Below are 12,624 nucleotides of genomic sequence, written 5' to 3' on the forward strand. Positions count from 1 at the left end.
CCGTACCTACGGCTCGTGCACCTGAGCGCGGGCGGGACACGTTCCCCCGGTCCCGCCCGCGCCCCTAACCCCGCTCTTCCGCCGTCACCAGGACACGACGACTCTGTCGCCGTCGCGGACCCGCGCGAACAGCTCGGCGATCGCCGCCTCGTCCCGTACGTTGACGCAGCCGTGCGACGCGCCCGCGTAGCCCCGCGCGGCGAAGTCCGCCGAGAAGTGCACGGCCTGGCCGCCGCTGAAGAACATCGCGTAGGGCATGGGCGAGTCGTAGAGCGTCGAGACGTGGTCGCGGGACTTCCAGTAGACGGAGAAGACGCCCTCCCGGGTCGGCGTGTACTGCGAGCCGAAGCGGACCGCCATCGTCGACACCGTCTGTCCGTCGACCATCCAGCGCAACGTCCGGCTGGTCTTGTCGATGCACAGCACCCGGCCCGTTCGGCAGCGCGGGTCCGGCGGGTCGGCCGGCTGGCCGCCCATCAGATACAGGTCCCAGCGGCCCGGCTCCCGCGTCATGCGCAGCAGCCGCTGCCAGGTGACGGCGTCGGCCTTCCCGGTGCGCGGCAGCCCGCGCTTGCCCTGGAAGCCGCTGACCGCCCGCTCCGTCGGCTCGTCGTACGTCCCGGTCGGCCCCTCGAACAGCCAGGCGACCTGCCGCAGCCTGGCCTGGAGCTCCCGGACGTCCCGGCCGGTGTCACCGCGGGACCACAGCACGCGGGGCGGGGCCGGGGCGGCGCCGGGCTTGTCGTCGCCGGACGGTGGCGCGGTGCTCGGCCCGTCGCCGTCATGGTCGCCACCGGCCGCCGTGCGGCCCGGGGACGGGGTGCCGGGCAGCTCGATGTGCACCGGCGAGCGGCCCTTGTCCTCGCCGTCGGGGGCCTGCACCGTGCAGCCGGTCAGCACGGCCGCCACGGCGAGTCCCGCTGCGCACGCTCTCCCCATGTCCGTCCTACGCACACGGCCCCCCACTCGTCTCACGGGTCTGCCCGGATGTCACCTCCAGATGCTTCCCCGGGCGTGACCCGCCGCGAACCAGGGGGCATCGTGGTGAGCGAGGTCACTGCTCTGCGGGAGGCAACCCACCATGGCGCGTGAGTCGGAGTCCGGACTGCCCATCGAACCGGTCTACGGGCCGGGGGCCCTGGAGGGCTGGGATCCGGCGGAGAGGCTGGGGGAGCCGGGGGCGTACCCGTACACGCGGGGGGTGTATCCGTCGATGTACACGGGCCGTCCGTGGACGATGCGCCAGTACGCGGGGTTCGGTACGGCGGCGGAGTCCAACGCCCGCTACCGGCAGCTGATCGCGCACGGGACGACGGGTCTGTCGGTGGCGTTCGACCTGCCCACGCAGATGGGCCACGACTCCGACGCGGCGATCGCGCACGGGGAGGTCGGCAGGGTGGGGGTGGCGGTCGACTCGGTCGAGGACATGCGGGTGCTGTTCGGCGGCATTCCGCTGGATCAGGTGTCGACGTCGATGACGATCAACGCCCCGGCGGCCCTGCTGCTGCTGATGTACCAGCTGGTCGCCGAGGAGCAGGGCGTCAGCGCGGATCGGCTGACCGGGACGATCCAGAACGACGTGCTGAAGGAGTACATCGCGCGCGGGACGTACATCTTCCCGCCCAAGCCGTCGCTGCGGCTGGTCGCGGACATCTTCCAGTACTGCCGGGCCGAGATCCCGAGGTGGAACACCATCTCGATCTCCGGCTACCACATGGCCGAGGCGGGGGCTTCGCCCGCGCAGGAGATCGCCTTCACCCTGGCCGACGGCATCGAGTACGTGCGCACGGCGGTCGCGGCCGGTATGGATGTCGACGACTTCGCGCCGCGGTTGTCGTTCTTCTTCGTGGCCCGCACCACGATCCTGGAGGAGGTCGCCAAGTTCCGTGCCGCGCGGCGGATCTGGGCGCGGGTGATGCGCGAGGAGTTCGGCGCGACGAACCCGAAGTCGCTGATGCTGCGTTTCCACACGCAGACGGCCGGGGTGCAGCTGACGGCCCAGCAGCCGGAGGTGAACCTGGTCCGGGTGGCGGTGCAGGGGCTGGCGGCGGTGCTGGGCGGCACACAGTCACTGCACACCAACTCCTTCGACGAGGCCCTCGCCCTGCCCACCGACAAGTCCGCGCGGCTGGCGTTGCGCACCCAGCAGGTCCTCGCCCACGAAACCGACGTCACCGCCACCGTCGACCCGTTCGCCGGGTCCTACGCCGTCGAGAGGATGACCGACGACGTCGAGGCCGCCGCCGTGGAGCTGATGACCAAGGTCGAGGAACTGGGCGGCGCCGTCGAGGCCATCGAGCGGGGCTTCCAGAAGAACGAGATCGAACGCAACGCCTACCGCATCGCCCAGCAGACCGACTCGGGCGAACGGGTCGTGGTCGGCGTCAACCGCTTCCGCCTCGACGAGGAAGAACCCTATGAACCCCTGCGCGTCGACCCCGCCATCGAGGCCCGCCAGGCCGAGCGCCTGGCGGCACTGCGCGCGGAACGCGACCAGCCGGCCGTCGGCACCGCACTGGCCGCGATGAAGAAGGCCGCCGAAGGCGACGACAACGTCCTCTACCCGATGAAGCAGGCCCTGCGCGCCCGGGCCACCGTCGGCGAGGTCTGTGACGCACTGCGCCAGGTGTGGGGGAAGCACGTCCCGTCGGACGCCTTCTGACCGGCGGGGAGCGTCCCGTACACGTCGTACCCGGCTGTCGGGCCCGCGTGCGACACTCCTTCGCATGCTCGGTGTCGTCGATCTGCCCACCTATCTGGCGGGCCTCGTCCTGATCATTCTGCTGCCCGGCCCCAACTCGCTGTACGTGCTGTCCGTGGCCGCCCGGCGCGGCGTGCGTGCCGGGTACACCGCCTCCGCCGGCGTCTGGTGCGGTGACGCGGTGCTGATGACGCTGTCCGCGGCCGGGGTCGCCTCGCTGCTGCAGGCGAACGCCGTGCTGTTCGCCGTGGTGCAGTACGCGGGGGCCGGATATCTGACGTGGCTGGCCATCGGCATGCTGCGGGCCGCGTGGGGCATGTGGCGGACGCGTGCCGAGCGGACCGCCGACGGTGAGACTCCCACGCCCGCCGGGGAGCGGCCCTTCCGCCGCGCCTTCGTCGTCAGCCTGTTCAACCCCAAGGCGATCCTGTTCTTCGTCGCCTTCTTCGTCCAGTTCGTGGACCCGGCGTACGCCTACCCGGCCCTGTCCTTCGTCGTCCTCGGCGTCCTCGCCCAGCTCGCCAGCGTGCTCTACCTGAGCGCGCTGATTTTCGGCGGCACCCGGCTGGCCGCGGCCTTCCGCCGCCGCAGGCGCCTGTCGGCGGGGGCGACCTCGGCGGCGGGCGCGCTGTTCCTGGGCTTCGCGGTGAAGCTGTCCCTGGCGAGTTCGTAGGGCAGTCGCGCCGACCGGCCGAAGCGGGCCGGGTAGGACCACGACCGGCCCGCGCCGACCGGCCGAAGCGGGCCGGGTAGGACCACGACCGGCCCTTCGAGGAGCGACCCGCCCTCGTGATCGGGGGGATCGGGGCGCGCGCTGTGGGGTCTCTCATGACGCCGTCCGGCGTGTCAGGCCCGTTTCGCGCGAGCCCGCCGCACGGCCCGGGTGACCGGTTGAACGTCCTCTGAACGGATCAGCGGGCCTTCGCCAGCGCCGCCCGCAGCCGGGGCGTCAGCGGCTTCTCCACATATGTGTTCAGCACCCACGCCAGCAGCAGCATCGACGCCACCGTCAGCGCGAACGTCACCCCGGACGCCAGTCCCAGACCGCGGTGCAGGGCGTGGATCACCACCCAGCCGAGGTGCTCGTGGACCAGGTAGAAGGGGTACGTCAGCGCCCCCGCGACCGTCAGCCACCGCCAGTTCACCCGGTTGAGCAGGCCCAGCGCGATCGCGGCGACCGCCACGAAGCCGACCGTCACGACGGCGATGATCCCGAACGCGGAGCGGTGGGAGAAGGCCTCCGGGCCGGGGGCGTGCCAGAGGTCCTGCACGGCGTAGTGCTGGCCGATCAGCCAGCTGACGGCCACGATGCCCCACCCGTAGACGTCCCGCCGGTCGCGGTGCACGAGGTAGAGGCCGACGCCGCCGATGAAGAAGGGCGCGTACTCGGGCATCAGGACGATGTCGAGCAGCGGCATGTTCGCGTTCTCGGCGATCACCGCCGCCAGCGTCCAGCCCGCGCAGAACGTGATCACCCGGCGGCGGTTCGCCCCGGGCAGCACCACGCACAGCGCGAACAGGGCGTAGAAGCGGACCTCGGCCCACAGGGTCCAGCACACGCCGAGCACCCGGTCCACGCCGAGCGGCATCTGCAGCATGGTCAGGTTGACCAGGGCGTCGCTGGGCGAGACCGCCTTGTAGGCCACCACCGGCAGCGCGAACACCGCCGTGACGATGAGCACCGCCGCCCAGTAGGCGGGCAGCAGCCGGGAGGCGCGGGAGGCGAAGAACGACTTCAGGGGCCGGCCCCAGCCGCTCATGCAGATCACGAACCCGCTGATCACGAAGAAGACCTGGACGCCGAGGCAGCCGTAGGCGAACAGCGAGTGCAGAGTGGGGAACTGATCTTTCGGCGAGCTGCCCCAGGCCTGGGCGACCTCACCGCCGCGCCCGCCGTAGTGGTACAGCGCCACCATCAGCGCGGCCAGCAGCCGCAGCCCGTCGAGGGCGCGCAGCCGCCCGCCGGAGTCCTTCTCGCGCCGTGGGACGGTCGTGGCGCCCGGTGTCTCGACCAGCACGGCGACGCCGGGCCGGGGCTTGCGGGTGCTGACGACCGTCTCGGTCACGCTGAAAACCTCTGTGTGGTTCGTATGTCCTTCGCCCGCGCCGCCTGTGGGCGGGCGCCTGTCACCCTAGGACGAGAGGTGACGCGATTTCGTTCGATGGCGACAGGCTTCGCCCGCCGGACTCCATGGGTTCATCTGGATGTCGCCGGAGGGCGCCGATGGGCGGGACCGGCTCAGCGGCGTACCGCCTTGCGCAGCGCCCGGGCCCGCCGGACCACCCGGCGTGCCGTGGAATTGCGCGGCAGGAACGCCAGCCGCTGCGGAATGCCGCCGGGCAGCCCGAGCGCGGTGAGACGGCGCTTCTTGAAGTAGCGCCGGGTGCGCGGGCCGAGATGCCGGGCGAGGAACTGCTCGGCCTGCGGGCGCAGATCCGGGTAGATCTGCGGCTGCATGGCGAACCCGAGGGCGGTGAGGAGCCCGGACAGCCGTTCGGCCGGCAGTGCGTCCTCCTGCCCGCCGTCCTCCAGGCCGGGCAGCAACGCGTCCGCCAGAATGGTCGGCACCCGGTTGCTGTTCTGGTACGGCGTCAGCCGCTCCAGCAGCAACTCGGTGCCGATGCGGGCGACCGGCAGGCCGTAGAACACGGACGCCGTGAACAACGCGGTCGAGAAGCAGCCGACGACCAGTGCGGGCCGGGCCCGGTCGAACAGCGCCTCGGCGAGCACCGGCGTGTCCAGGACCGTGAAATCCACACCGAGTTGCCCGGCCTCGGCCTCCAGGGCGCGGCTGTAGCGGGCCGGTGCGGTCGGGTGCGGTTTGAAGACGACCGTGCGGTGGCCGCGGGCGACGGCGCCCCGCATCATCCGCACGTGCAGGTCCTCCTCCTCCTCGGGGGAGAGGATGTTCAGCGCGGACAGGTACTGGCCGAGCAGCAGCGCCGCGTCGCCGGGCAGGGCGGGCAGTTCGGACACGGTCCCGGTGATCTCGCCGAGCACCTTCAGGAAGGCGGGCGTCGGCACCAGGTGCGCCGGCACGCCGAACTCGGTCAGCAGCATCGGCGTGAGCCCCGGCACGAGGTCGAGGTGCAGCAGCCGCCGCACGCGCGTGCCCACCAGCGGGTCGAGCTTGTTGCGGGTGGGGCCGTAGCTCATCAGCCCGTCGGCGTAGACGTCGATGGGCGCGTCGGTGAACAACTGCGCCACCGTCAGGGCCGGCGCCACCTGGAGGGACTCCAGCACCAGGCTCACCCGGTCGTCGCCGAGGCCCCACAGCAGCCGCAGATAGCGCTCGAAGAGGGGGATGTCGTCGGCGCGCGGCGCCCACGCCCCGGGGTGGAAGGGGCGGATGGCCTCGTTCCAGGACAGCACCTCGTCGAAGTGCTCGCCCAGCGGCGCGAAGCCCGGCATCTCGTCGAGGGCCGGAGCCGTCTCCGGGGTGGTGGTGTTGTTGAACACCAGCAGCACCCGGCGGTCCGGCTCCTCGAAGAAGTCGGAGTCGATCGCGGCGGCCAGGGTGGCGACGCCGTACAGCGTCGAGGCGCAGAAGATCTGAGTGGTCCCGGGCATCAGGCGGTCGCTCCCGTCGTGGTCACCCGGCGCCGCAGCCGCCGCAGCTTGGACGAGCGGTCCATGTCCATGGCCTCCAGTGCGTCGGCGAGTGCGTCCTGCGGCATGCGCTTGATGGCCGCCGCGCTCATCGACCGCAGCTGCCTGGCCACGGCCGGTTCGAACCGGTCTTCGTTGGAGAGGTGGTGGGCGATGATCGCGCAGTAGGTGCGCACCGCCTTGGGCAGCAGCCGGTCGGCGTCGCGGTCCGCGGCCGTCTCCTCGATCACCTGGTCGAAGGCACGGATGAAGTCGAGCTGGCGGACATCGCCGATCTGCGTCAGGGACGAGGCGACCCCGCGCCGGTAGAACACGCCCAGCAGGCTCACCACGGCGAACGACTCCGCCTCACGGTGCAGCTTCCAGATCCACGGCCGGTCCTCGGCCGTGCGCAGCCCGTCGGTGAAGTGGAGCACGCCCTTGTCGACGAGGCGCCGGTGGTAGGCGCCGGCCCAGGCGTAGGCGTAGTCGACGGAGGTGGAGCGGTGGGCGGGGAGGATCGCCTCCCGCGGGTCGAACGCCTCCCAGCGGCGGCCGACCGGGACCCGGTGCACGGAACGGGCGCGCGCGGTGGCCTGCACATGGTCGGTGCGCACGAAGTCGCACGCCAAGTCGTCCATCGCGGACACCAGTTCGGTGAGGTAGCCGGGGGCCAGCCAGTCGTCACCGTCCAGGAACGTCAGGTACTCGCCCTGCGCGGCGTCCAGGCCGGTGTTGCGCGCGGTGGCGAGCCCGCCGTTCCGCTCGTGGCGGATGTACCGCACCCGGGCGACATCCGAAAGCTCCTCGGCCGCTCGTTCGAGAACGGCCGGAGTTCCGTCCTTCGAATGGTCGTCGACCAGGATGAACTCGAAATCGCGGTCGGCGTTCAACCGCAGGCTTCTGAGGGTGTCCGGGGCGTATTGCTGCACGTTGTAGAACGGCACGATCACGGAAAGCTTGGGCACCCGCAAAACGTTAGGAGGCGGCCCGGCAGCGGAAATTGACGATGAAGGTACACCGGGTGAACTCAATGTGTCAGAACCGTGCACCGCGTGTACTTTCCGCCTTCCAGCAGGCCAGTTCGGCTCTCGGTGGGCCGTTGTTAACTTTTCGTTGAGTCGCGGTTCCGCCATACCTAGCATTCGCTTCCTAGCGTCTTCGGCGTGCCAGTAAGTACACCGAAGCGCCCGCGAATCGCGGTCCTGGCGGACTCCGACACCCGATGGAAATGGGGTGCGCTGACCGCCGACCGCATCGCCCCGCGACCGTCCATGGAAGCCGCACCGCGTGAGGGCGCGCAAGCCGGCCCCCTCCTCGACGGATTCCTGCTGCGCGGCCGGGCCACGCCCACCCCGCGCCAGCTGGCGGAAGTGGGCGTGCGCGCCGACTCGCTGCGGGAGGTCACCGCCGTCGAGTTCCTGCGCGCCATGGCCGAGGGGTCCTATGACGTCCTGGTCCTCTCCCTGGTCGGCGGCGGTGTGCAGGCGATGCTGCACGGCCTGGCGCGGGTGTGGGAGGACCGCACCGAGCGGCCCGTCGTCGTCACCGGCTACGTCGGCGTCGTCTACGAGAAGCTCGCCGACGGCCTCCTGCTGCGGCACGGCGCGGACCTGGTCCTCGCCAACTCCCGCCAGGACGCGGACCGTTTCCGCGCGGTCTACGAAGGAGTGGGCGCCGACGCCGCCGCGGTGACCGAGGTGGCCCTGCCGTTCCTCGGCGGCGCGCCCTACGCGGGGGAGCACGACCCCTACACGGTCGTCTTCGCCGCCCAGCCCTCCGTCCCGGACAGCCGCAAGGACCGCACGTACCTGCTGCACCGGCTGGTCCAGCACGCCCGCAGGCACCCCGAGCGCGAGGTGCTGCTGAAGCTGCGCTCCAAGCCGGGCGAACACACCACCCACATCGAGGAACTGCCGTACCAGAAGCTGGTGCAGCGCCTCGACCCGCCGGCCAACTTCCGCCTCGTCTACGGGAACATGGGCGAGGTCCTCGACCGCACGGACCTGCTGGTGACGGTCAGCTCCACGGCCGCCCTCGAGTCGCTGCACCGCCGCGTCCCGACCGTCGTACTGACCGACCTCGGCATCCGCGAGTCCCTGGGCAACCACCACTTCGTGGGCTCCGGCTGCCTCGCCTCCTGGGACCAGCTCGACGCCGGGCACCGTCCGGTACCCGACGAGGAGTGGGTCGCCCGGCAGGGCGTCGCCGCGGACGGCGGCTACGACTCGGCCTTCGACACGGCCCGCGAACGCATCGCGAAGCTCCTCGACCGGCCCGGCGGCATGCCCCCGCTGACCCCGTACTACACCCCCGTCACCGCGCCCGGCTATCTGCCCGGGATCCTCGCCCGCCACCACCTCGGCCCGGACGGCACCCCGCTGCCCGGCGCGCCCGCCGCCGACAAGGAGCCCGGACCGGTCCGGCAGATCGTGCGCCGGGCGGCGCGCGGCGCCTACCGGCACGGCGTGCAGCGCGTGGCGCCCGTCATCCGGCGGATGGGCGAGCTGTGAGCCGCCCCGAGACCCCTGCCCAAGGAGGAGACCCCATGTCCCACCCGGAAGCGGGCCCAGGCGCCTCGGTGCGCCGCGTGCTCGCGGTGATCCCCGCGCGCGGCGGCTCCAAGGGCGTGCCCGCCAAGAACCTCCTCCCCGTCGGCGGCGTCCCGCTGGTGGCACGGGCGGTGCGCGAGTGCCGGGCCGCACGGCTCGTGACGGACGTCGTGGTCTCCACCGACGACCAGGCCATCGCGGCCGCCGCCCGCCAGGCCGGTGCCGAGGTCGTGCTGCGTCCCGCCGCCATCGCCGGCGACACGGCCACCTCCGAGGCCGCCGTCCTGCACGTCATGGACGCCCACGAGGCCCTGCACGGCGCGCCGGTGGACGTGGTCCTGCTCGTGCAGTGCACCAGCCCCTTCATCGTCCGCGAGGACATCGACGGGGTGGCGGGCGCGATCGTCGAGAACGGCGCCGACACCGCGGTGACCGTGGCGCCCTTCCACGGGTTCATCTGGCGGGACGCCGACGACGAGGCCGCGGCCGGCACCGTCGCGGAGACCGGCGCCGAGGTCGGCGGCGGTTACGGCGTCAACCACGACAAGTCCTTCCGGCCCCGCCGCCAGGACCGTCCCCAGGACCTGCTGGAGACCGGCGCCGCCTACGCCATGGAGGCGTCCGGCTTCCGCAAGCACCAGCACCGCTTCTTCGGCCGCACCGAACTGGTCCGCACGGACCCCGCGCGCGTGCTGGAGATCGACGACCCGCACGACCTCGCCCGCGCCCGGGCCCTCGCCCCGCTCTTCGACGCGGACCGGCCCGGCGCGCTCCCGACCGCCGACGACATCGACGCGGTCGTCCTCGACTTCGACGGCACCCAGACCGACGACCGGGTGCTGATCGACTCCGACGGACGGGAGTTCGTCTCCGTGCACCGCGGGGACGGACTCGGCATCGGGGCCCTCCGCGGAAGCGGCCTGAAGATGCTGATCCTGTCCACGGAACAGAACCCTGTGGTCGCCGCCCGGGCCCGGAAGCTCAAGCTCCCGGTGCTGCACGGCATCGACCGCAAGGACCTCGCGCTGAAGCAGTGGTGCGAGGAGCAGGGCATCGCGCCGGAGCGCGTGCTCTACGTCGGCAACGACGTCAATGACCTCCCGTGCTTCGCCTTCGTGGGCTGGCCCGTGGCGGTCGCGAGCGCCCACGACGTCGTGCGCGGCGCCGCACGCGCGGTCACCACCGTCCCCGGTGGCGACGGCGCGATCCGGGAGATCGCCGGCTGGATCCTCGGTCCCTCTCTCGAAGCCCCCGCCAAGTCCAACAAGTAAGGACATCTCTGCCATGAGCACCAACTCCCGTATCCGCCGGTTCGGTTCGCGCGAGGTCGGCCCGGGCCGCCCGGTCTACGTCTGTGGTGAGATCGGCATCAACCACAACGGCGAGCTCGAGAACGCCTTCAAGCTGATCGACGCCGCCGCCGAGGCCGGCTGCGACGCCGTCAAGTTCCAGAAGCGCACCCCGGAGATCTGCACCCCGCGCGACCAGTGGGACATCGAGCGCGACACCCCCTGGGGCCGGATGACCTACATCGACTACCGCCACCGCGTGGAGTTCGGCGAGGACGAGTACCGCGCGATCGACGACTACTGCAAGTCGAAGAGCATCGACTGGTTCGCCTCCCCGTGGGACACCGAGGCCGTCGCCTTCCTGGAGAAGTTCGACGTCCCCGCCCACAAGGTCGCCTCCGCCTCCCTCACGGACGACGAGCTGCTGCGCGCCCTGCGCGCCACCGGCCGCGCGGTGATCCTCTCCACCGGCATGTCGACGCCGAAGCAGATCCGCCACGCGGTCGAGGTCCTCGGCTCCGACAACATCCTGATGTGCCACGCCACGTCGACCTACCCGGCCAAGGCCGAGGAGCTCAACCTCCGTGTGATCCACACGCTGGAGAAGGAGTTCCCGAACGTCCCGATCGGCTACTCCGGCCACGAGACCGGCCTGCAGACCACCCTCGCCGCGGTCGCCCTGGGCGCCACCTTCGTCGAGCGTCACATCACCCTCGACCGCGCCATGTGGGGCTCGGACCAGGCCGCGTCCGTGGAGCCGCAGGGCCTCACACGCCTCGTCCGCGACATCCGCACCATCGAGGCCTCCCTCGGCGACGGCGTCAAGAAGGTCTACGAGTCCGAGCTGGGCCCGATGAAGAAGCTGCGCCGCGTCAGCGGCGTGGTCGCCGAGGCGGAGATCGCCACGGCCGCGGGCGAGCCGGTCGGCGTCTGAACGCACCACCCACACCACCCCCCTTACGACGGGACGGTCGTACGTCGATGAGCCCCCGCGCCGGGAACGCCGGCCCCCACACTCTCGCCTTCGTCGAGAGCCCGGTACAACTGCTGAACGTGCTGGAGTGGGCGCACGCGCACGCCCCCGGCGTGGGGCTCACCCTCGTGGTGCTGTCGCCCGTCGACCCGATGACACGCGGCCAGTTGCGGCGGATGTCCGACCTGGCCCGCGACGAGGGGCACCAGGTCCGCTGGGAGGAAGCACGCGGCGGGCCTCTGGCGCCCTTCCAGACCATCGGCGGCCTGAGCGGCCTGCTCCGCAGGGCCGACCGGGTCGTGCTGGGGGACCCCTTCTCCCGCTACGTCCAACTACTGCTGACGATCACCCGCGCCCATGACCTGGTCGTCGTCGACGACGGCACGGCGACGATGGAGTTCGTCGGGCAGCTGGCCCGGGGCGAGCGACTGGTGCGCTGGCACCGCAAGGGCGGCCGCCCGGGCCCGCGGGACGTGCTCTTCGCGCCGGTGTCGTCCTCGGCGCGGCGCCGGCTGACCCCCGGCGACCGCCGCCGCATCGCGATCTTCTCCTCCATGCCGATGGAGGAGGCCCCGGCGGGCGTCACGGTCGGCGCCAACACCTTTGCCTGGACCCGGTCCCGCTTCGGCCCGCCCTCCATCACCAAGGGCGCCGACATGGTCGGCACGTCCCTGGTGGAGACCGGTGTCGTGGACGACGGCCGCTACCTGGAGGCCGTCCGCGCCCTGGCCAGGGCCCACGGCGCGACCCGCTACTTCGCCCACCGCCGCGAGAGCACGGACAAACTGCACCGCCTCGCGGTCGAGACGGGCCTGGAGATCGTCCGCCCCGAGCTCCCCCTCGAACTGATCGCCCGCCGCGGCCCCATCGGCCGGACGATCCTCAGCTTCCCCTCCACGGTCGTCCACACCCTCCCCCTCGCCCTGTCCGGCACGGAGGTTCGCGTCGCGGTCTGCGACATCGACCCGGCCTGGCTGACCGAGAACGCCTCCCCGCGAGCCCAGGGCTTCCTGTCCGGGGTCAGCGGCACGGCCCGCGACGTCCACCGGCTGCCTCCGACGCCCGCACCCGACCCGACGGCATCGCTGCGGTTGGACCCGAATCCGCCGCATCCGGCCGACCCGACAGCGCCGCTGCGACCGGACCCGCCGAATCCGCCCGAGCCCACGGAGTCGGGGGGCAGGGCGAGTTTCACGGCCCCACCCGGGGCCGCCGGGTCGGCGGGCAGGGCGAACCTCACGGCCTCGCCCGACCCCACCGAGTCGGCGGGCAGGGCGAGTTTCACGGCCCCGCCCGGGGCCGCCGGGGCGGTGGCGGCCGGCTGAGGCGTGTTCGGCGGCCGGGCCACAGGGCATTGCGGGCGCCGACCGCCGCCGCGGCGGCGGTCGGCGGACCATACGGCTGCGTGGGCGTGAGAGGGGCCCGGCTGGTCGCCGGACGCGTCGCCGGGGACCCGGCGCCCGGCGGGCTCGGCACACAGCCCCCTCCGCTGCCGCACCGGCCCGCCGACCCGTGCCGTT

9 protein-coding genes and 1 pseudogene are annotated in these 12,624 nt (G+C 72.2%); 6 read left to right on the forward strand and 4 right to left on the reverse strand.

Annotated features, from left to right (window positions below; translation table 11 throughout):
* Positions 1 to 84 precede the first annotated feature (84 nt).
* Complete coding sequence (locus ABTX62_RS21025; RefSeq protein WP_352117579.1) at positions 85 to 939, reverse strand: L,D-transpeptidase family protein; 855 nt, start codon at positions 937 to 939, stop codon at positions 85 to 87.
* A 142-nt stretch (positions 940 to 1,081) separates the two neighbouring features.
* Between ABTX62_RS21025 and ABTX62_RS21030 the strand changes: the two genes are divergently transcribed.
* A complete protein-coding gene (locus ABTX62_RS21030) occupies positions 1,082 to 2,662 on the forward strand; it encodes an acyl-CoA mutase large subunit family protein (RefSeq protein ID WP_352117580.1) in 1,581 nt (526 codons plus the stop codon).
* A 64-nt stretch (positions 2,663 to 2,726) separates the two neighbouring features.
* On the forward strand, positions 2,727 to 3,374 hold the full coding sequence (gene leuE / locus ABTX62_RS21035) for a leucine efflux protein LeuE (protein ID WP_352117581.1): 648 nt from the start codon (positions 2,727 to 2,729) through the stop codon (positions 3,372 to 3,374).
* Positions 3,375 to 3,612: 238 nt separating this feature from the next.
* On the opposite strand, the gene ABTX62_RS21040 is transcribed toward leuE, so the two are convergent.
* From ABTX62_RS21040 to ABTX62_RS21050, 3 genes are all read right to left on the reverse strand, one after another.
* Positions 3,613 to 4,767, reverse strand: coding sequence for an acyltransferase family protein (locus ABTX62_RS21040; protein ID WP_502997988.1), 1,155 nt, complete (start codon positions 4,765 to 4,767; stop codon positions 3,613 to 3,615).
* A gap of 173 nt (positions 4,768 to 4,940) precedes the next feature.
* Positions 4,941 to 6,272, reverse strand: coding sequence for an alpha-2,8-polysialyltransferase family protein (locus ABTX62_RS21045; RefSeq protein ID WP_352117582.1), 1,332 nt, complete (start codon positions 6,270 to 6,272; stop codon positions 4,941 to 4,943).
* On the reverse strand, positions 6,272 to 7,258 hold the full coding sequence (locus ABTX62_RS21050; protein ID WP_352117583.1) for a glycosyltransferase family 2 protein: 987 nt from the start codon (positions 7,256 to 7,258) through the stop codon (positions 6,272 to 6,274). The genes ABTX62_RS21045 and ABTX62_RS21050 overlap by 1 nt, the downstream gene beginning before the upstream one ends.
* A gap of 198 nt (positions 7,259 to 7,456) precedes the next feature.
* On the opposite strand from ABTX62_RS21050, the gene ABTX62_RS21055 reads away from it, so the two are divergent.
* The 4 genes and pseudogenes from ABTX62_RS21055 to ABTX62_RS21070 form a co-directional block, all read left to right on the forward strand.
* On the forward strand, positions 7,457 to 8,803 hold the full coding sequence (locus tag ABTX62_RS21055; RefSeq protein ID WP_352117584.1) for a DUF6716 putative glycosyltransferase: 1,347 nt from the start codon (positions 7,457 to 7,459) through the stop codon (positions 8,801 to 8,803).
* Positions 8,804 to 8,838: 35 nt separating this feature from the next.
* Positions 8,839 to 10,113 carry a cytidylyltransferase domain-containing protein gene (locus ABTX62_RS21060; RefSeq protein WP_352117585.1) on the forward strand — a complete coding sequence of 425 codons (1,275 nt, stop codon included), beginning with the start codon at positions 8,839 to 8,841 and terminating at the stop codon, positions 10,111 to 10,113.
* A gap of 13 nt (positions 10,114 to 10,126) precedes the next feature.
* The gene (locus tag ABTX62_RS21065) at positions 10,127 to 11,065 is read left to right on the forward strand and encodes an N-acetylneuraminate synthase family protein (protein WP_352117586.1); all 939 of its coding nucleotides are present in this window, start codon (positions 10,127 to 10,129) and stop codon (positions 11,063 to 11,065) included.
* Between the two features lie 47 nt (positions 11,066 to 11,112).
* Positions 11,113 to 12,171: pseudogene (locus ABTX62_RS21070) on the forward strand (ferritin family protein); the annotation flags it as partial.
* Positions 12,172 to 12,624: the final 453 nt, after the last annotated feature.

Origin of the sequence: Streptomyces sp. NPDC096046 (assembly GCF_040303285.1) — a bacterium.
Lineage (GTDB): Bacteria > Actinomycetota > Actinomycetes > Streptomycetales > Streptomycetaceae > Streptomyces.